This is a genomic window from Actinoplanes sp. NPDC048791 (assembly GCF_040650095.1).
In the GTDB taxonomy this organism is placed as follows: Bacteria; Actinomycetota; Actinomycetes; order Mycobacteriales; family Micromonosporaceae; genus Actinoplanes.
The window spans coordinates 1-18795 of record NZ_JBEZGQ010000048.1 but is presented as its reverse complement, the minus strand read 5'-3'; the positions used below and the strand labels follow the sequence as shown (position 1 = coordinate 18795).

Here is an 18795-nt window from a genome sequence, read left to right as displayed (position 1 = left end):
GCCCGGTGCACGGTGCCGTCCCCGCCGACGGCGACCAGCGCGCCCACGCCCTCGGCGACAGCCCGGTGGCAGGCCTTCTCGGCCTCCTCGGCACTGTCCGCGCTGAGCAGCCGCACACTGCGGCCGGAGGCGCCCAGCCGCTCCAGGACCCCGGGAAGCAGACCGCGGTGCCGGCCGCGCCCCGCCCGGGGGTTGGCCAGCACCGCGATGTCGTCGCTCGTCACAGCCGGAGGTTACCGGCTGCTCCGTCAGGTCATGTCGTCGAAGCGGCTCTCCAGCGGCAACGGTTTCGACACGGGCTCCGGGGCCTCGACCGGTGCGACCGACTCGACCCGGTTGCCCGCGGTGACCGGCTCGCGGTCGTCCTCGATCGGCGAGATCTCGTCGTCGTCCAGGCCCGCGTAGATCTCCTTGCCGCGGCCCTTGCGCTTGTCGTTGATGAAGGCCACGCCGGTCGCGATCAGGTAGAGCACCACCATGCACGCCGCGAGCAGGGTCATGCCGAACGGGCCCGGGTCCGGGGTGGCGACGGCGGCGAACCCGAAGGACAGGAACACCACGATCCGCCACCAGCCCATCAGCTTCTTGGCGCTCACCACGCCGGTGAAGTTGAGCATCAGCAGGACCAGCGGGAACTCGAACGCGACCCCGAAGATCAAGATCATGTTGGTCACGAAGCTGACGTAGGCCGTCACTTCGAGCTGAGTCGTCACGCCCAGGATGCCGGCTTCCTGGATGAAGGCCAGGCTGTGCTTGATGACGAAGAAGGCGAGCACCGCGCCGCCGACGAACAGCGGGGTGGCGATACCCACGAAGACGTAGGCCCACTTGCGCTCGTGCCGGTGCAGGCCCGGGGCGATGAACGCCCACAGCTGGAACATCCAGACCGGGGCACCGAGGATCAGGCCGACCCACAGCGCGATCTTGAGCTTGAGGATCAGGGGGTCGACGACGCCGAGCACGACGAAGTTGCAGACCCGCTCACCCTCGGCGTTGGTGATGAAGGAGCTGTCGAGCGAGCAGTACGGCTGCTTCAGGATGTCGAAGACCCATCCCGAGATGATGAAACCGACGATCAGGCCCGCGATGATGCCGAGCGAGGCCCAGAAGAGCCGGTTACGCAGCTCCCGGACGTGCTCGATGAGCGTCATGGAACCGTCGGAGGCCTGCTCGAACTTGCTCGGTCCCCGACGGCGTAGGGAGAGGGCCACGGCAGATCAGCGGTCGTTGGTGCGCTGCACCGGGTCCACGTACGGCTGGGCCGGCGGCTGCTGCGGCGGGTACTGCTGGCCGTTGGGCTGCTGCTGGTAGCCCGGCTGCTGGTATCCGGGCGGCGGCGCCTGCTGGTAGCCCGGCTGGCCCGGCTGGTGGATCTCGTTGGGCTGCAGCGGCTGGCGCGAGTACTGCGGCTCAGCCTTCTCGGCGACGTTGTCGTTGTCGTCCACGAGGCCCTTGGTCTCGGCCTTGATGATCCGCAGCGACCGGCCGAGCGACCTCGCGGCGTCCGGCAGCCGCTTCGCGCCGAACAACAGCACGAGGACGACGACGAAGATGGCGATGTGCCACGGCTTGAGGGCGCCCATGGATAACTCCAGTCGATCGGATCAGGGTCCTGACGGGTGATGCGGGGTCCATCGTACGTGTGGTTGTCGGGAGGAGCCCATGCCGGAGCTGTTTGATTGCGATCTGCTCCGAGGAATTTTCGGACAACGCACGAGGAACGCCGCACGCTACCACGCGGATCAGGCCTTCTTTAAGGAGTGTTTCCCGTCCGAGGCGCCCTGTCCGGCCTTGATGACGGCGAGCTGCGCCTGCATGATCTCGGCCCGTTGCTGCAGGCCGGCCACGGACTCCTCCAGGACGACGGCGCCCTGCTGGAGCTTCATCGCCTCGGCCTGCCGCCGCTGCAGGCGCCGCGCCGCGCGGTCCAGCCCGTTCAGCCGGTTGAGCACGGAGAACACAGCCACGACCAGAATGATCAGTGCGAGCGCCACGACGGCGATCACGATCCACTTCACCATGGCGGACAGCTTAGGCGGTGACGGGTGGGGTGGCCGCGTACTGGTCCAGCGCCGTGGCGGCTTGCTCGCGGATCCGGTCGACCAGCTCGACCGGGCCGACCACGGTCACGTCCGGGCCCAGGCCCAGCAGCAGCCGCTGGGCCCAGCCCAGGTCGGTGACCCGCATCGTCACGATCCACTCATCGCCGTCGCGCCGCACGTCCTCGCACGGGTAGTACTCGGTGATCCACCGGCTGCCGCGGCCCACTCGCAGCGTGACCAGCGGCAGGTCCTGCGACGGATGGAACACGCCGTCGCTGACGTCGTGCGGCACCGCCTGAGCCGGCGGCGCGGACGGTTCGTCCAGCTCGGTGAAGGCGTCGATGCGGTCGACCCGGAACAGCCGGGTGCCCTCGGCCCGGCGGCACCACGCCTCCAGGTAGGCCCGGGGACCGACCATCAGCATCCGCATCGGGTCGACCACCCGCTCGGTGGTCTCGTCCCGGGCCGGCGTGTAGTAGGTCAGGCGCATGGCGTGCCGCCGCTCGACCACACCGCGGATCGCGTCGACGCGTTCGTTGTCCGCGGGCAGCCGCACCGCGACCGGGGTGTCCGCGACGTCACCGGCCGCGTTCTCGATCTTGGCCAGGGCCCGTTCGACCGCGTCGCGCGACCCCGTGCCGGGCGTCTCGGCCAGCATCCGCAGGGCCACGACCAGGGCGAGAGCCTCGTCGGGGTTGAGCCGCAGCGGCCGGTCGATGCCCGCGTCGTAGGTGATGGTCACCCGGTCGCCGTCGAGCGCCATGTCGATCAGGTCGCCGGGGCCGTACCCCGGCAGCCCGCAGACCCAGAGCAGCTCCAGGTCCTCGCGCAGCTGCCGCTCGGTGATCCCGAAGGCCGCGGCCGCTTCCGCGACCAGGATCCCGGGCCGGGCCAGCAGATAGGGCACCAGGTTGAGCAGCCGGCCCAGGCGGTCGGCGGAGGCCTTGTTCTCCCGGGTACGGGGCTGAGGGGTCATCGCAGCACCGCGGGCTGCACCCGCTCGTGGCGGGCCACGACCTCTTTGAGCTGCTGGATGACGGCGTCGCGGAGCTCCGGCGGCCCGTCCGCGCGCACCTCGGCGCCGTAACCGACCAGCCGCGAGGCCAGCCACTCGACGTCGGAGTACGGGATGGTCAGGCGGTCGCCGTCGGGACCGGGCACCGTCTCGATCGCCAGCCGGCGCAGGCCCGCGGCCCGGCCCGGCTGCACGAGCACGGTGGCCCGCCCGTTGCGCTCGACCGGCCCGGACCAGCGGGCCACGTGGCTGATCAGGTCGACGTTCTCCGGCGGGGTGAACGCGCCCTCGGAGCCGACCGGGCGGACCACCCCGACGATGCGGGACAGCCGGAAGCAGCGGGTGGCCCGCCGGTCCCGGTCGTGGCCGACGACGTACCAGCGGCCCTGCCAGCAGACCACGCCCCAGGGCTGGAGCCGGCGGGTGGACGGCTCGTCGACCTCGGGAACGCGGTAGGAGAAGGTGACCGCGCGGCGGGCCCGGGCGGCGGCGGTGAGCGGCCCGAACGCCGGATCCACGGTCATCACCGGCTCCATGCCCAGGGTGGCCTGCGGGTCGACCTCGACCCCGGCGGCGCGCAGCTTGGCCAGGCCGGAGGAGGCCGCGGCGGCGAGACCGGCGTGCTGCCAGAGCCGGGCGGCGATTCCGACGGCGGCGGCCTCGTCCGGTTCGAGCGGGATGTCCGGCAGGGCGTACTCGCGGTGGGCGATCCGGTAACCGGACTCGGTGTCGAAGGCGCTGGCCAGGCCGGTCTCCAGCGGCACGCCGAGCTCGCGCAGCTCGGCCTTGTCCCGCTCGAACTTGCGCTGGAACGCCTCGTGGTCGCGGGGATCCTCGGGGTCGTGCTCGTACCCAGGCACGGTCGCGGCGATCTGCGCGGCGGTCAGGAACCGTCGCGTGGACAGCAGACAGATCACCAGGTTCACCAGGCGCTCGGTGCGGGTCCGCGACACGAGAGGAAACGCTAGCAGCAACGACGCCGCTGAGGTTATTCGTGACCGCCGGAGGGGAAACCTGGACGCGTGCCAGACAAGACCCCCACCGCCGGTCCCCCGCTCACCGAGCCCGACGACCATCTGCCCCTCGGCGTGGCCGGCGGCTCGGCCCTGCCCGCCCCGGCGGAGCCCGCCGACCCGACGGAGTCGCCGGACGACGAGGGCAACGAGAGCGTCGGCACAGTCGTGGTCGCCGGCCTGGCCAACCTGGCCATCGCCGCGGCCAAGCTGGTCGCGGGCATGCTGTCGGGTTCGGCGGCCATGCTGTCCGAGGCCGCGCACTCCCTCGCCGACACGGTCACCGAGGTGTTCCTGTTCGTCGCGCTGCGCCGCGGCACCAAGCAACCGGACGAAGAACACCCGTTCGGGTACGGCAAGGAGAGCTTCGTCTGGGCGTTCATCGCGGCCCTGTTCACCTTCGTCGGCGGTGCGGGCTTCTCGATCTACCACGGTGTGACGACCATCATCAGCGGCGAGCACAGCGGTGACTATCTGGTGTCGTACATCGTGCTGGGGGTGTCGTTCCTGGCCGAGGGCACGTCGTTCCTCAAGGCGCAGCGGCAGGTGACCGGGGAGTCGAAACGCTGGGGCATCACCCGCCGGCGGTTCCTGCGGCTCACCTCGGACACCACGGTCAAGGCCGTCTACTTCGAGGACTCGGCGGCGCTGATCGGCCTGATCCTGGCGGCGGCGGGCATCGCGCTGTCCCAGCTCACCGGGGCCGAGCTGTGGGACGGCCTGGCCTCGATCGCGATCGGCCTGCTGCTGCTGGTGGTCGCGACCGTACTGGCCCGCGCCAACGTGTCGCTGCTGGTCGGCCGGGCGGTGCCGCGCCGGATGCACAACCAGATCGCCGACGACCTGGCCGGCATCCCGGTGGTGACGGCGGTCCCGACGCTGCTGACCATGCAGCTGGGCCCGGGCGCGATCCTGGTGGCGGCCAAGGTCGACTTCAACGACGACGTCAGCGGGGCGGAGATCGAGGCGGCGTCGGACGAGGCCGAGCGCCGGCTGCGGGCCCGCTACCCGGGCATCCAGTACGTGTTCCTGGACCCGACGCGAGGCCGGGCCGGACGCAACCACCGCGACGGCGGAGTGGACATATAGGGTCGCCGCCATGGTGCGCTGGCGATCAGGAACGGTGTCCGCAGTACGACGCGAGTGGCGCGGCGCCGTCGAACTCGACGTGACGACGGACGAAGGCCCACTGCGGGCACTGGCCTACCCGGCCCTGACCGGTACGCCGGAAGTCGGTGACCGCGTCCTGCTGAACGTGGGCGCCCTGGTGATGGGCCTCGGCACCGGCGGCTACGCCCTGGTGGTGGCGCTCCCCGACCGGCTGCCGGCGGACCCGCCGTCGACCGGCACGGATCGGGACGCCGGCCACCTGGTGAAGGCCCGCTACACCCCGCTGCAGCCGATCCTGCTGGGCGTCGACGAGGAGGCGTCCCCGCACCGCGAGGTGATGGCAACCGCGGAGAGCCTGGACGGCATGCCGGTGGTGACGGCGGACCTGCACTCGGCGCTGCCGGCGGTGCTGGCGGGCATCCACGCGGACCGCCCGGACGCCAAGGTCGCCTACGTGATGACCGACGGCGGTGCCCTCCCGGCCTGGTTCTCCCGCACCCTGGACGGCCTGCGCGACCACCTGGCCGGCACGGTGACAACAGGCCAGTCGTTCGGCGGCGACCTGGAGGCCAGCACCCTGCACGCAGGCCTGCTGGCCGCCCGGCACGTCCTGTCGGCGGACGTGGCCATCGTGGCGCAGGGCCCGGGCAACCTCGGCACGGGTACGCCGTGGGGCTTCTCCGGGGTGGCCCTGGGCGAAGCGATCAACGCGATCGTGGCCCTGCAGGGCACCCCGGTGGGCTCCCTGCGCATCTCGGACGCCGACGGCCGCGCGCGTCACCGCGGCGTCTCCCACCACAGCCTGACCGCGTACGGGAAGGTCGCCCTGGTCCCGGCGGATCTGGTGATCCCGGACGACCTGCCGACCGACCTGGCGAAGACGGTGGAAGACGCCCTGGCGCCGCTGACGACCCTGCACCGCCTGGTCCACGTGGCGACCGACGGGTTGGACGCGGCGCTGCTGGCCAGCCCGGTACGGCTGTCCACGATGGGTAGAGGGCTGACGGAGGACCACGCCTACTTCGTGGCAGCGGCAGCGGCGGGCCGCCACGCTGCCACGCTGATCCCCTGACCGCCCAGAACGCACAGGTCATCGCGCGTGGGCTGACGTCCCGGAAGCTCACCGCGGCAATCGCTCAGCGCGACGAACTCGCTCAGCGCGGCCTGCACAGTGACGCAGTAGCGCCTGCAGCGCGACAGACTGCTCAGCGCGGCTCGCGCAGCGGCGCGGCACCACCCGCAGCGCGACAAACTCGCTCAGCGCGGCTTTCGCAGTGGCGCGTCCCGCCCGCAGCGCGACAACTCGCTCAGCCCGGCTTGCACAGCGGCGCGGCACCACCCGCAGCGCGACAAACTCGCTCGGCGCGGCTCGCGCAGTGGCGCGGTTTCACCCACAGCGCGACAAACTCGCTCAGTCCGGCCTGCACAATGGCGGGGCACCACCCGCAGCGCGACAACTCGCTCAGCGCGGTTCACCCACAGCGCGACAAACTCGCTCAGCGCGGCTTTCGCAGTGGCGCGGTTTCGCGCGTAGCGCGGGAGGGTGACTCCGCACGGACCTGGCAATCGGCGGGAGCGACGGTCAGCGCCATGCAACCAGGCACGACCTGACCTTGATCTTCAAGACCTTGATCTTTCGGTTCTTGACCTGTCACTTCTTGATCTTGAAGGCCTCGACCTTGATTTGGCGGCCCGCTCAGCTTGCGCTCAGCGCCGCCTGGAGGATCTCGCCTGCTTCGGCGTCGTAGGCGACCAGCCGGACCGTCTCCACCGCCGTCGGGGTGTTCTGAATCGTGCGGACCGCGATGCCCGCCGCTTCCTCGGCCGGGAAGCCGTAGACCCCGGTGGCGATCGCCGGAAATGCCACAGTGCGCGCCCCGATGCGGTCGGCTTCCTCCAGGGAGCGCCGGTAGCACGAAGCCAGCACCTCGGCCTCGTCCTGGTCGCCGCCCTCCCAGACCGGGCCGACCGTGTGGATCACATGCCGGACCGGTGGCTGCAAGTCAAAGGCCGGGGTGACCACCGCGTCGCCCGGATCGAGGGGGGCGAGCGCCGCTCCCGCTTCGGCGAGCCGCGGGCCGGCCGCTCGGTGCACGGCACCGTCCACACCGCCGCCGCCGAGCAGGGATTCGTTGGCCGCGGTGACGATCGCGTCCACGGCTTCGCCGGTGATGTCCGCGACCACGATCTCGATGCGCGCCATGACTCCTCGCTCAGGCGGAGTAGATCAGGTAGAGCCAGCCCACCACGATCACGACCAGGATCGTTGTCAGCAGCCAGGTCGGGACCAGGTGGTCACCGTGACGGGCCTCGTGGATCTCGGCGCGAAGGCGTTCGCGGCGGCGCTCCACCCGGCTCGGTTTGACGTCCTCGACGGGCTCTTCCGGCTTTTCGCCGGTGGGCTGCTGGTCGGGCTCGGGCACGGGTGTCGTCATGGCCCGACCAGCCTACCGTTCGCTCACATGCTGGCGATGAGGCGCTCCACCCGCTCGTCGTAGGCGCGGAACGGGTCCTTGCACAGGACCGTGCGCTGCGCCTGGTCGTTGAGCTTGAGGTGCACCCAGTCGACGGTGAAGTCGCGGCGCTTCTCCTGGGCGTGCCGGATGAACTCGCCGCGCAGGCGTGCGCGGGTCGTCTGCGGCGGCGTCTCCTTGGCCTCGAAGATCTCGAGGTCGTTGGAGATGCGGTCGACCTGCTTGCGCTTCTCCATCAGGGCGTAGAGGCCACGGCCGCGGCGCACGTCGTGGTACGCCAGGTCGAGCTGCGCGATCCGCGGGTGCGACATCGGCATCTCGTGCTTGGCCTGGTACCGCTCGATCAGCTTGTACTTCGACACCCAGTCGATCTCGCGGGACACCGGGTCGAGGTCGCCGCTCTCGATCGCGTTGAGCACCCGGCCCCACAGCTCGACGACGCGCTTGGCGGTCGGGTCGCCGCCGCGGCGCTCGACGAACTCGGTGGCCTTGGCCAGGTATTCCTGCTGGATCTCGAGCGCGCTGACCTCTTTGTTGTTGGCCAGGCGGATCTTGCGGCGGCCGGTGATGTCGTGCGAGACCTCGCGGATGGCCCGGATCGGGTTCTCCAGGGACAGGTCGCGCATGACCACGCCGGCCTCGATCATCCGCAGCACGATGTCGGCACTGCCGACCTTGAGCAGCGTGGTGACTTCGTTCATGTTGGAATCGCCGACGATGACGTGCAGGCGCCGGTAGCGCTCGGCGTCGGCGTGCGGCTCGTCGCGGGTGTTGATGATCGGGCGGCTGCGCGTCGTCGCGCTGGAGACGCCCTCCCAGATGTGCTCGGCTCGCTGCGAGAGGCAGAAGACCGCACCGCGCGGGGTCTGCAGCACCTTGCCAGCGCCGCAGATCAGCTGGCGGGTGACGAGGAACGGGATGAGCACGTCGGCGAGGCGCCCGAACTCGCCGTGCCGGCTCACCAGGTAGTTCTCGTGGCAGCCGTACGAGTTGCCGGCCGAGTCGGTGTTGTTCTTGAAGAGGTAGATCTCACCGGCGATGCCCTCGTCGTGAAGGCGTTTCTCCGCGTCGACGAGGAGACCTTCCAGAATCCGTTCGCCGGCACGGTCATGGGCGACCAGGTCGGTGACGGAGTCGCACTCGGGGGTCGCGTACTCGGGGTGGGAGCCGACATCGAGGTAGAGGCGGGCACCGTTGCGGAGGAAGACGTTGCTGGACCGTCCCCAGGACACCACTCGGCGGAACAGGTAGCGGGCCACTTCGTCCGGCGACAGCCGCCGCTGTCCCCGGTAGGTGCACGTGACTCCGTACTCGGTTTCGAGGCCGAAAATTCGCCGTTCCATGACGAAACACTAGCCGCACCAGGGGTGTTCGCGGCAGTGACAACGCGCCCTTTCACCGGTGCTATCTGTCATGATCGTCTGTGAAGATCAACTCGCAGGGCCTGGACCTGCGGATACACTCCCGCTTGATGAATCTTCTGGTCACCGGCGGCGCCGGCTTCATCGGCTCCCACTTCGTCCGCGGCGCGCTCACCGACACCCTGCCGGGCCTGGAGGGTGCCCGGGTCACGGTCCTCGACAAGCTGACGTACGCGGGCAACTTCGCGAACCTCGGCCCGGTCGCGGAGAGCAAACGCCTCGACTTCGTACCCGGTGACATCGCCGACGCGGCCCTGATCGACTCGGTGCTGCCCCGCCACGACGCGGTCGTGCACTTCGCCGCCGAATCCCACGTCGACCGCTCGATCCGAGCGGCCGGGGAGTTCGCGATGACCAACATGGTCGGCACCCAGGTGCTGCTCGACGCGGCGCTGCGGCACGGCACCAGCCGCTTCGTGCACGTCTCCACGGACGAGGTCTACGGCTCGATCAGCACGGGGGCGTGGACGGAACGGTCGCCACTGGCGCCGAACTCCCCGTACGCGGCCACCAAGGCGGGCGCGGACCTGCTGGCGTTGGCGTACCACCGCACGCACCAGCTGCCGGTCGTGGTGACCCGCTGCGCCAACAACTACGGGCCGTACCAGCACCCCGAGAAACTCATCCCCCGGTTCGTCACGAACCTGCTGGAGGGCCGCACAGTGCCTCTGTACGGCGACGGGCAGCAGGTGCGGGACTGGGTCCACGTCGACGACCACTGCCGGGGGACGGCGCTGGTGCTGGCTGAGGGCAAGACGGGCGAGGTCTACCACATCGGCGGGAACCGAGAGCTGACCAACCGGGACCTGACCGGGATGCTGCTGGAGGCCTGCGGGGTGGGCTGGGACCGGGTGGAGACGGTCGAGGACCGCAAGGGCCACGACCGCAGGTACGCCCTGGACGACGAACGGATCCGGCGGGAGTTGGGCTACCGGCCCCGGGTGGACTTCGAGGCCGGCCTGGCGGAGACCGTGCAGTGGTACCGCGACAACGAGGACTGGTGGCGCCCGCACGTCATCGACTGAGCCCGGCCCGGCCGCTCCCCCGAGCCCGGCCATCGTGGGCGAGGCTGGGGGTGCGGCCGGCAGCCAGTCAGGTCAGGAACCGTCGCCGTTGGTGTCGTCGGCCGGCTCGGCCGGGTCCGCCTCGGGCTTGCCCTCCAGATCGACCGAAGCGGCCGAAACAGTCGGCTTGTCCTCGGCCGGCGCCGGCGGTGCCACGTCGCCCGCCTCGCCGACCTCCTTCTCCGGCTCGTCCTTGCCGCCCTCGAGCAGCGTCGTCAGCGCCGCGCCCGAGATGCGACGGAAGGTGCGGCCCTTGCGACTGCGGTCCAGGACCGCCACCTCGAGCTGGGAGGCGCCCAGCGTACGCGGGGTGCCGTTCTCCCCGCCGACGCTGGCCAGGCCCTCGACCGCCAGCGCCAGGGCGGTCTGCAGGTCCGCCGCGACGTCGTGGCGGGACTTGAGCACCGTGGAGATGGCCTCGGCGGAGCCGCCCATCGCCATGAAGCCGGGCTCGTCCTGCACCGAGCCGTCGTACGTGATGCGGTAGAGCTCGTCGGCCTCCGGCGAGGTGCCGACCTGCGCCACGCAGATCTCCACCTCGTACGGCTTCTGCGTCTCGGAGAAGATCGCACCCAGGGTCTGGGTGTAGGCGTTCGCCAGGGCGCGGCCGGTCACGTCCCGGCGGTCGTAGGCAAGCCCGTTGAGGTCGGCCATCCGCACGCCGGCCCGGCGCAGACTCTCGAACTCGTTGTAGCGGCCGACCGCCGCGAAGCCGATCCTGTCGTACAGCTCGCTGATCTTGCGCAGCGAGGTCAGATTCTCGGCGACCAGCAGGACGCCGCCCTCGTAGGTGAGGACGACGGCGGAGCGGCCGCGGGCGATGCCCTTGCGGGCGTACTCCGAGCGGTCGCGCTGGACCTGCTCGGGTGAGGCGTAGAACTGCATGGCCACGGGTGGCAACTCCTTCGAAGACCGGATGGCGGGGTTCTGGTGCGCGAAACCGCCAGACACGAACTGCCCTGGGTTTTCCGCTGCGGGTTGGCCCAGACGGTCAGCCGCCCGGGTTCTCCATCCGTCCGGCGACCACTTGCTCGGCCACCGCGTTGATCTCGGCCTCGGTCAGCCGGTGGGTGCTGTCCGCCGTCGCGGTCATCACCACCGGGTAGATCTTGCGGGTCAGGTCGGGGCCACCGGTCGCGGTGTCGTCGTCGGCGGCGTCGTAGAGCGCCTCGACCGCGAGGCGGATCGCGTCCTGGGTGCTGACGCCGGGGCGGTAACGCTTCTTCAGCGCCGACTTGGCGAACAGCGAACCGGAGCCGATCGCGTCGTAGCCGGTCTCCTCGTAGAGGCCGCCCGCGACGTCGAAGCTGAAGATGCGCCCGACCTTCGACGGGTCGGACGGGGACAGGTCGAAGCCCGCGAACAGCGGCACCACGGCCAGGCCCTGCATGGCCGCACCGAGATTGCCGCGCACCATGGCGGCGAGGCGGTTGGCCTTGCCGTCGAGGGACAGCATCGCGCCCTCGATCTTCTCGTAGTGCTCCAGCTCGACCTGGAAGATGCGCATCAGCTCGATGCCGATGCCGGCCGTGCCGGCGATGCCGATCAGCGAGTACGCGTCGGCCGGGTGCACCTTCTCGATGTCCCGGCTGGCGATGAGGTTGCCCATGGTGGCGCGCCGGTCGCCGGCCATCACGACGCCCTCGGCGGTGGCGATGGCGACGATGGTCGTGCCGTGCGGCGCGATGTCGGCGGCCATCCCCGGCGGCAGCGGCCGGCGACCCGGCAGCAGCTCGGGGGCCGCTTGGCTCAGGAACTGCGTGAAGGAGGACGTCCCCGCATTGGTGAACACATCTGGAAGACGCCCGGATGGATCAAAACCCGCTGCCACGTGGTTCCTTTCAGATACGTAATAGCCTCGGCGAGGAACACCGGGTTGTCCCGGAACTGCCCCAGGCCGCCGTTGCAGTTGAAGCACAGTATCCCGCGAACCCAGCCGGTGCGGTGATCGTGATCGACGTGTTGGGGATCAGGGGCGCCGCAGATGGCACAGACGCCCCCTTGCCCCGCGAGCATCTCGTCGAAGTCCGCCTGGCCCACGCCGTAGCGCCGGCGCAGGTGGTACTCGCGCGAGCCGCCATAGAGCCGTTGCTTGGTCTCGTTACCTCGGGCGTTGTGACACAGCAGGCAATAGCTGTGGTATCCGCTGGCGCTCGCCCGGGTACGGGCGAACGCCGTCAGTGGCTTGATCGTCTCGCAGTCGGGGCACCACTTCGATCCATCGGGCACCGGCACCGGCGCCCGCCGCTGCGCGGAGATCCCACGCCGCCGGCGGCTCGCTTCCGACCGCTCGGCGGCGCACCGCTTGCAGTAGTAGGCCAGGCCATTGGGCCGCCGGCGGTTGGAATGGAATTCAGAGCGCGGCAGATCTCGCCGGCACTGAGGACAGAGCACAGAATCCAATTCCCCCGAATCGGACATATCGCTCACTGGCCGCCTTTTTGTACGTACCCCCGCACGAACTCCTCGGCGTTTTCTTCCAAAACCGAGTCGATTTCGTCGAGCAGGTCGTCGACGTCCTCGGTGATCTCGGCGTGGCGTTCGGCAACCTCAGGGTTGGCCTCGGTGGTGACGTCCTCGATCTCCTCGTCGCGCTTGCCCTTGCCGGACTGCGACTGACCGCCGGTGTCTCGCGTTGCCATGGCTGTCCCCCTTCATGACCCAACCGCTTCGGGTTGGGAAAAACTTACCTCGCGGGTCCGACAGAAACGCCCGTCGGCACACGGGCGTTTCCCCGTCAACGGCTCGTGATCACCTCGAGCAGGTCCTTCGCGGTGTCGCACTTGTCGAACAGGGCGCCGACGTGCTTCTTGGTGCCCCGTTCGGGCTCCATCATCGGGACGCGCACGAGCGATTCGCGGCCCACGTCGAAGATCACCGAGTCCCAGCTGGCCGCGACCACTTCGGACGCGTACCGGGCCAGGCACTGGCCGCGGAAGTAGGCCCGGGTGTCCTCGGGCGGTTCCACCATCGCGCGGCGGGTCTCGTCGTCGTCCAGCAGCGTCTTCATCGAGCCGCGGGCGACCAGGCGGTGGTACAGGCCCTTCTCGGTCCGGACGTCGGAGTACTGCAGGTCGACCAGCTGGAGCTTGGGCGAGGACCAGGTGAGGTTCTCGCGCTCGCGGTAGCCCTCCAGCAGGCGCAGCTTGGCCACCCAGTCGAGCTGGTCGGAGAGCTGCATCGGGTCGCGGCCGAGCTGGTCGAGGACGTCCTCCCAGCGCTGCAGGACGTCGACGGTCTGCTCGTCCGTGTCCGTGCCGTAGCGCTCGTCGCAGAACGCCTTGGCGCGCTCGTAGTAGGCCCATTGCAGGTCCAGCGCCGTGAGCTTGCGGCCGTCGCGCAGGCGCATGAGGTGCTTGAGCGACGGGTCGTGGCTGACCGCCTTGAGCTCGGAGACCGGGTCGGCGATGCCGAGCTCGCCGGTGAACACCTTCTCCTCGATCATGTTGAGGATCAGGGCGGTCGTGCCGACCTTGAGGTAGGTGGAGATCTCGGAGAGGTTGGCGTCGCCGATGATCACGTGCAGCCGGCGGTACTTGTCCGCGTCCGAGTGCGGCTCGTCGCGGGTGTTGATGATGGGCCGCTTCAGCGTGGTCTCCAGGCCGACCTCGACCTCGAAGAAGTCGGCGCGCGAGGAGATCTGGAAACCGGAGCCGCTGCCGTCCTGGCCGATGCCGACGCGGCCGGCGCCGCAGAAGATCTGGCGGGTGACGAAGAACGGCGTCAGGTGCGCAACGATGTCGGCGAACGGCGTCTGGCGGCGCATGAGGTAGTTCTCGTGCGACCCGTACGAGGCGCCTTTGTTGTCGGTGTTGTTCTTGTAGAGCTGGATGCGGTGGGTGCCGGGGATCGTGGCGGCGCGCCGGGACGCCTCGGCCATGACCCGTTCGCCGGCCTTGTCCCAGCGGACGATGTCCAGCGGGTTGGTGCACTCCGGGGTGCTGTACTCCGGGTGGGCGTGGTCGACGTAGAGGCGGGCACCGTTGGTCAGTATCACGTTGGCCAGGCCGAGGTCCTCGTCGGCGAGCGCGTCGGCCGGGTCGTACGCGGCACCCGAGTAGGTGAATCCGCGGGCGTCGCGCAGCGGCGACTCCTCCTCGTAGTCCCACCGGGCGCGGCCGCCGCGGTTGAGCTCCGGTCGTGCTCCGTAGGCGTTGACCACCTGCGAGGAGGTGACCATCGGGTTGGCGCCGGGCTGCCCGGGCACCGAAATGCCGTACTCGACCTCGGTACCCATGATTCGTCGAACGCTCATGCTGCCACCCCACCCGCCACTGTGCTGCCGTTGCCCATGTATCGAGCCTAGACGCTTCCCTGTCCGTACTCGCACCCGCACGTGCGCACCACAACACGCAGGGTAGAGATGCACAACGCGGACGAGGGGGCGCGTCGTAGCGCCTCCCCGCCCGCGTCGGGCGTTGCTCGGCTTCCTACAGGTACTGACCGGTGTTGCTGGCCGTCTCGATGGAGCGGCCGGCCTCTGCGCCCTTGCCGCCGGAGACGAGCGTACGGATGTAGACGATCCGCTCGCCCTTCTTGCCGGAGATGCGGGCCCAGTCGTCGGGGTTGGTGGTGTTGGGCAGGTCCTCGTTCTCCCGGAACTCGTCGACGCAGCTGTCGAGCAGGTGCTGCAGTCGCAGGCCCTTCTTGCCGGAGGTGAGGAACTCCTTGATCGCCATCTTCTTGCCGCGGTCGACGATGTTCTGGATCATCGCGCCGGAGTTGAAGTCCTTGAAGTACAGGACCTCCTTGTCACCGTTGGCGTAGGTGACCTCCAGGAAGCGGTTCTCCTCGGTCTCCGTGTACATCCGGAGCACGACCGCCTCGATCATCGCGGCCACGGTGACGTCCCGGTCGTTGCCGTGCTCGGCCAGGTCGTCGGTGCTCAGCGGCAGGCCGCTGAGGATGTACTTGGCGAAGATGTCCTTCGCCGCCTCCGCGTCCGGACGCTCGATCTTGATCTTCACATCGAGGCGGCCGGGGCGCAGGATCGCCGGGTCGATCATGTCTTCCCGGTTGGAGGCGCCGATGACGATGACGTTCTCCAGGCCCTCGACGCCGTCGATCTCGCTGAGCAGCTGCGGGACGATGGTGTTCTCCACGTCGGAGGAGACGCCGGAGCCACGGGTACGGAAGATCGAGTCCATCTCGTCGAAGAACACGATGACCGGCGTGCCTTCGCCGGCCTTCTCCCGGGCCCGCTGGAAGACCAGGCGGATGTGCCGCTCGGTCTCACCCACGTACTTGTTGAGCAGCTCGGGACCCTTGATGTTGAGGAAGTAGCTGGTGTGCTTCTCCTCGCCGCGGCGCTCGGCGATCTTCTTCGCGAGCGAGTTGGCGACCGCCTTGGCGATCAGGGTCTTGCCGCAGCCGGGCGGGCCGTAGAGCAGGATGCCCTTCGGCGGGCGCAGCTGGTGCTCCCGGAACAGGTCGGCGTGCAGGAACGGCAACTCCACCGCGTCGCGGATCTGCTCGATCTGCGAGTGCAGACCACCGATGTCGGTGTAGTCGACGTCCGGCACTTCCTCGAGGACGAGCTCCTCGACCTCGCTCTTCGGGATGCGCTCGTACGCGTACGCCGAGCGCGGCTCGATCATGAGCGAGTCGCCCGCCCGCAGCTTGGAGACCTGCAGCGAGTCGGCCAGGTGGACGATCCGCTCCTCGTCGGCGTGCGAGATGACCAGCGCCCGGTCGCCCGGACCGCCGGCGGGGTTCTCGAGGACCTCCTTGAGGAGGACGACCTCGCCGACCCGTTCGTAACCGAACGCGTCGACCACGTTGAGCGCGTCGTTGAGCAGGACTTCCTGCCCGCGCTTGAGATCCTCCACCACGAGCGACGGTGAGACAGCCACCCGCAGCTTGCGGCCCCCGGTGAAGACATCGACGGTGCCGTCCTCGTGGGCGGCCAGGAATACGCCGTAGCCGCTGGGCGGCTGGGCGAGCCGGTCAATCTCTTCTTTGAGAGTGACGATCTGGGATCGGGCTTCCTTGAGGGTCGCCACGAGCCGGTCGTTGTTCTCGGTCAGCCGGGCCAGCTGCGACTGCGTTGCCGCGAGCCGTTCCTCGAGCTGCCGGACGTGTCGGGGGCTCTCGGTCAACTTCCGCCGTACCAGAGCGAGTTCTTCTTGCAGGAACGCAACCTGGCTGGAGAGATCGTTGGCCTCTTTCTCCCAACGTGCGGCGCCTGACGCCTCGTCGCTACGTGCCACGTCCCACCTCCCCGGGGGCTCGAACGTCTTGGTGATAACACTAGCCGCTGCGGGCCGGATTTCGACCCATGCAACACCCTCGTCACTGAACCTTGATCGATCGGGCCTGTGGGGTGCACCGGGTGGTCAGGGGGTTCGGGTACCGTCGGAGCGGGCTAGTTGGGGGAGGTGAGCGGTGTCGACACAGACCGACACAGACGAGCTCGAGGTCTGGGTGGATCAGGACCTGTGCACCGGTGACGGGTTGTGCGTGCAGTACGCACCCGAGGTGTTCGAGTTCGACATCGACGGCCTCGCGTACGTCAAGGACAGCGCCGGTGAGCTGCTGCAGAGCCCCGGAGTGCGCACCGGGGTGCCCGCCCGGCTGCACCTCGAGGTGATCGACGCGGCCAAGGAGTGCCCGGGCGATTGCATCCACGTGGTGCGCTCGCGCGACGACGTGGAGATCGCCGGCCCGGACGCCGACTGATCGTTTTCCACCATCCCGCCGGGCCTGATGAAGATCGGCCCGGCGGAGCGGGAAATGTCACAGCGTCGGGCGACCGACCAAAGATGCGACAACCCGGGAGAATTCCTCTAAACGGGCAATCTGCCCGGGGCCGCCGTCGTCGAGGGTCTTGCCGAAGCGCAGCGCGTCGTGCCGCAATGCGGCCCGGCCCTCCTCCTCGGCCATGCCGGGCGGCGGCACCGCGTCGTCCACGGAGCTCAGCAGCAGATAGACGTCGATGCTGTCGACCCGGGCCTGCCCGGTCGAGGTCCGGGTGAGCCGCCGGCGGCAGCCCACCTCGGTGACGGTCGACAGCGGCACCACCCGCAGCGACGAGGTCATCGAGCCGACCGGCCCGTCACCGGGCGCCACGTCCTCGCCGTGCCACAGCACCAGCCGGCTGCCGTCACAGATGACGACCTCCTGCCAGACGCCGTTGACCTCGTTGACGAAGCGCTCCAGCGTGAAACAGAGCACCGAGGCCCCGCGCAGCACCCCGAACAGGGCGTCGAGCGCCACCTCGGGGTCGCGCAGGTAGGCCCGCGCGGCCGAGTCCAGGTCCTCGTACGGCGACCAGTCGGGAAAAACCGCCGGCATCTCGTTACTGCCACCGAACGGCGGAGAACTCATCGCGCCCACCCGTTCCCTCCGCTCTGAGAACCCATCGAAACCCGCGACGGAAACTACCGGATCCGTCCCGGTCCGTCACACCCCGGTATCGTCATCCGTCTCCGCGCGTTCGGCCGCCAGCGCCGCCTGAGCGGCCCTGCGCAGCGCGTACGCCTCGGCGCCCTTACTCGGCTTGCGGCGCCGCGGCGGCGCCGTCACGCCGGGGGCGAGTTTGCGGGCCGAGACCAGGAACGCGGTGTGCGCGATCATCCGGTGATCCGGGCGCACGGCGAGACCCTCGGCGTGCCAGTCGCGCACCAGCGACTCCCACGCCCGGGGCTCGGTCCAGCCGCCGCGCTCCCGCAACGCCTCGACCAGCTCCGAAAGTTGCGGGGTCGTGGCGACGTACCCGATGAAGACGCCGCCGGGGATCAGCGCCCGCTCGACCATGTCGAGGGCTTCCCAGGGGGTCAGCATGTCGAGGACGATCCGGTCGAAACCGGTCCCCTCGGCCTGGGCGACGTCGCCGGAGTGCAGGTGCCACGCGGGGTGCGGACCGCCGAAGAACGCCTCGACGTTCTTGCGGGCGATCGCCGCGAAATCGTCCCGCAGCTCGTACGAATGCAGCTCACCGCTGCTGCCCACGGCCCGCAGCAGCGAGCACGTCAGCGCGCCCGACCCGACGCCGGCCTCCATGACCTTGGCACCCGGGAAGATGTCGGCCATGGCGACGATCTGCGCGGCGTCCTTGGGATAGATGACCTGCGCGCCGCGCGGCATGGAGAGCACGTAGTCGGCGAGCAGCGGGCGCAGCGCGAGGTAGGCGGTGCCGCCGGCGGAGACCACGACGCTGCCGTCGGGCAGCCCGATCAGCGCGTCGTGCGCCAGGGCGCCGCGGTGGGTGTGGAACTCCTTGCCGTGCTCCAGCACGATCGTGTGCATCCGGTTCTTGGGATCCGTGAGCTGCACACGGTCGCCCTCGCGGAACGGTCCCCGGTGGGCGGGCACGGGCTCGTCGACGACGCTGGTGCTGTCTTGCACGGTCACTGATCGCTCTCTCATCTGCCGCGGACTGGCTATCGGGGTGCTGGCCGGCGGCTCGCGCGGCGCGGCTCCAGCAACTGGGCCAGGTCCGCGACGTGCAGCACGCCGACGACATCCTCCCCGGAGGTGACGACGTACTGCGCACCCGGGTGGGCCTGGACCGCCCGGACCACCTGCTCGCCGGTCAGTCCGAGCGGCAGAGCGGGCACCCGGCCGAGGTCACGGGCGACGGTGTCGACCGCCACCCACGGCCGTCGCTCGGCGGGCACGGCAGCGGCCCCGGCGGCGTCCACCAGGGCGACCAGCC

21 protein-coding genes and 1 pseudogene are annotated in these 18795 nt (G+C 69.7%); 4 read left to right on the top strand and 18 right to left on the bottom strand.

The window, feature by feature from the left end; all coding sequences use genetic code 11:
- The 6 genes from AB0C29_RS06440 to AB0C29_RS06415 all read right to left on the bottom strand — a co-directional run.
- On the bottom strand, positions 1-224 hold a 224-nt coding region (locus tag AB0C29_RS06440; protein WP_360815998.1), incomplete at its 3' end, for a diacylglycerol kinase family protein.
- A gap of 24 nt (positions 225-248) precedes the next feature.
- Positions 249-1211 carry a twin-arginine translocase subunit TatC gene (gene tatC, locus AB0C29_RS06435; RefSeq protein WP_360815995.1) on the bottom strand — a complete coding sequence of 321 codons (963 nt, stop codon included), beginning with the start codon at positions 1209-1211 and terminating at the stop codon, positions 249-251.
- Positions 1212-1217: 6 nt separating this feature from the next.
- Positions 1218-1583, bottom strand: a complete 366-nt coding sequence (gene tatA, locus AB0C29_RS06430) for a Sec-independent protein translocase subunit TatA (protein ID WP_360815992.1) — start codon at positions 1581-1583, stop codon at positions 1218-1220.
- 159 nt (positions 1584-1742) lie between these two features.
- Positions 1743-2021: a hypothetical protein gene (locus tag AB0C29_RS06425; RefSeq protein WP_360815989.1), complete on the bottom strand. Its 279-nt coding sequence runs from the start codon at positions 2019-2021 to the stop codon at positions 1743-1745.
- Positions 2022-2031: 10 nt separating this feature from the next.
- On the bottom strand, positions 2032-3018 hold the full coding sequence (locus AB0C29_RS06420) for a YafY family protein (RefSeq protein WP_360815986.1): 987 nt from the start codon (positions 3016-3018) through the stop codon (positions 2032-2034).
- Positions 3015-4010 carry a WYL domain-containing protein gene (locus tag AB0C29_RS06415; RefSeq protein WP_360815983.1) on the bottom strand — a complete coding sequence of 332 codons (996 nt, stop codon included), beginning with the start codon at positions 4008-4010 and terminating at the stop codon, positions 3015-3017. The genes AB0C29_RS06420 and AB0C29_RS06415 overlap by 4 nt, the downstream gene beginning before the upstream one ends.
- 153 nt (positions 4011-4163) lie before the next feature.
- Here AB0C29_RS06415 and AB0C29_RS06410 point away from each other — a divergent pair, with 153 nt between their 5' ends.
- Together AB0C29_RS06410 and AB0C29_RS06405 are read left to right on the top strand one after the other, a co-directional pair.
- A complete protein-coding gene (locus tag AB0C29_RS06410) occupies positions 4164-5159 on the top strand; it encodes a cation diffusion facilitator family transporter (protein WP_360816004.1) in 996 nt (331 codons plus the stop codon).
- 10 nt (positions 5160-5169) lie between these two features.
- Positions 5170-6252 carry a DUF3866 family protein gene (locus AB0C29_RS06405; protein ID WP_360815980.1) on the top strand — a complete coding sequence of 361 codons (1083 nt, stop codon included), beginning with the start codon at positions 5170-5172 and terminating at the stop codon, positions 6250-6252.
- 624 nt (positions 6253-6876) lie between these two features.
- Here AB0C29_RS06405 and AB0C29_RS06400 read toward each other — a convergent pair.
- From AB0C29_RS06400 to pafA, 3 genes are read right to left on the bottom strand one after another with little or no spacing between them, the layout of a single operon-like run.
- Positions 6877-7383, bottom strand: a complete 507-nt coding sequence (locus tag AB0C29_RS06400) for an O-acetyl-ADP-ribose deacetylase (RefSeq protein WP_360815978.1) — start codon at positions 7381-7383, stop codon at positions 6877-6879.
- A 10-nt stretch (positions 7384-7393) separates the two neighbouring features.
- On the bottom strand, positions 7394-7615 hold the full coding sequence (locus AB0C29_RS06395; protein ID WP_360815975.1) for a hypothetical protein: 222 nt from the start codon (positions 7613-7615) through the stop codon (positions 7394-7396).
- A 23-nt stretch (positions 7616-7638) separates the two neighbouring features.
- Positions 7639-8997, bottom strand: coding sequence for a Pup--protein ligase (pafA, locus tag AB0C29_RS06390; RefSeq protein WP_212989214.1), 1359 nt, complete (start codon positions 8995-8997; stop codon positions 7639-7641).
- Positions 8998-9125: 128 nt separating this feature from the next.
- Here pafA and rfbB point away from each other — a divergent pair, with 128 nt between their 5' ends.
- On the top strand, positions 9126-10100 hold the full coding sequence (gene rfbB / locus AB0C29_RS06385) for a dTDP-glucose 4,6-dehydratase (RefSeq protein ID WP_360815972.1): 975 nt from the start codon (positions 9126-9128) through the stop codon (positions 10098-10100).
- Positions 10101-10172: 72 nt separating this feature from the next.
- Here the strand turns inward: rfbB and prcA are convergent, their stop codons facing one another.
- The 6 genes from prcA to arc all read right to left on the bottom strand — a co-directional run bounded on the left by prcA (position 10173) and on the right by arc (position 16348).
- The gene (prcA, locus tag AB0C29_RS06380) at positions 10173-11030 is read right to left on the bottom strand and encodes a proteasome subunit alpha (protein ID WP_360815969.1); all 858 of its coding nucleotides are present in this window, start codon (positions 11028-11030) and stop codon (positions 10173-10175) included.
- 100 nt (positions 11031-11130) lie between these two features.
- Complete coding sequence (gene prcB / locus AB0C29_RS06375; protein ID WP_212989211.1) at positions 11131-11970, bottom strand: proteasome subunit beta; 840 nt, start codon at positions 11968-11970, stop codon at positions 11131-11133.
- Positions 11889-12560 carry an endonuclease VII domain-containing protein gene (locus AB0C29_RS06370; protein ID WP_360816001.1) on the bottom strand — a complete coding sequence of 224 codons (672 nt, stop codon included), beginning with the start codon at positions 12558-12560 and terminating at the stop codon, positions 11889-11891. Before AB0C29_RS06370 ends, prcB begins: the two co-directional genes overlap by 82 nt.
- A gap of 5 nt (positions 12561-12565) precedes the next feature.
- Positions 12566-12781: a ubiquitin-like protein Pup gene (locus tag AB0C29_RS06365; RefSeq protein ID WP_106124861.1), complete on the bottom strand. Its 216-nt coding sequence runs from the start codon at positions 12779-12781 to the stop codon at positions 12566-12568.
- A 95-nt stretch (positions 12782-12876) separates the two neighbouring features.
- Entirely contained in the window at positions 12877-14394 is a 1518-nt protein-coding gene (dop, locus tag AB0C29_RS06360; protein ID WP_360815966.1) for a depupylase/deamidase Dop, read from the bottom strand.
- 175 nt (positions 14395-14569) lie between these two features.
- Positions 14570-16348, bottom strand: coding sequence for a proteasome ATPase (gene arc / locus AB0C29_RS06355; RefSeq protein WP_360815963.1), 1779 nt, complete (start codon positions 16346-16348; stop codon positions 14570-14572).
- A 175-nt stretch (positions 16349-16523) separates the two neighbouring features.
- On the opposite strand from arc, the gene AB0C29_RS06350 reads away from it, so the two are divergent.
- Positions 16524-16817: a ferredoxin gene (locus AB0C29_RS06350; protein ID WP_212989209.1), complete on the top strand. Its 294-nt coding sequence runs from the start codon at positions 16524-16526 to the stop codon at positions 16815-16817.
- A 57-nt stretch (positions 16818-16874) separates the two neighbouring features.
- On the opposite strand, the gene AB0C29_RS06345 is transcribed toward AB0C29_RS06350, so the two are convergent.
- From AB0C29_RS06345 to AB0C29_RS06335, 3 genes and pseudogenes are all read right to left on the bottom strand, one after another.
- The gene (locus tag AB0C29_RS06345; protein ID WP_212989208.1) at positions 16875-17465 is read right to left on the bottom strand and encodes a hypothetical protein; all 591 of its coding nucleotides are present in this window, start codon (positions 17463-17465) and stop codon (positions 16875-16877) included.
- A gap of 75 nt (positions 17466-17540) precedes the next feature.
- The gene (locus AB0C29_RS06340) at positions 17541-18491 is read right to left on the bottom strand and encodes a tRNA (adenine-N1)-methyltransferase (RefSeq protein WP_360815961.1); all 951 of its coding nucleotides are present in this window, start codon (positions 18489-18491) and stop codon (positions 17541-17543) included.
- A gap of 29 nt (positions 18492-18520) precedes the next feature.
- Positions 18521-18795, bottom strand: a pseudogene (locus AB0C29_RS06335) (peptidase M50); the annotation flags it as partial.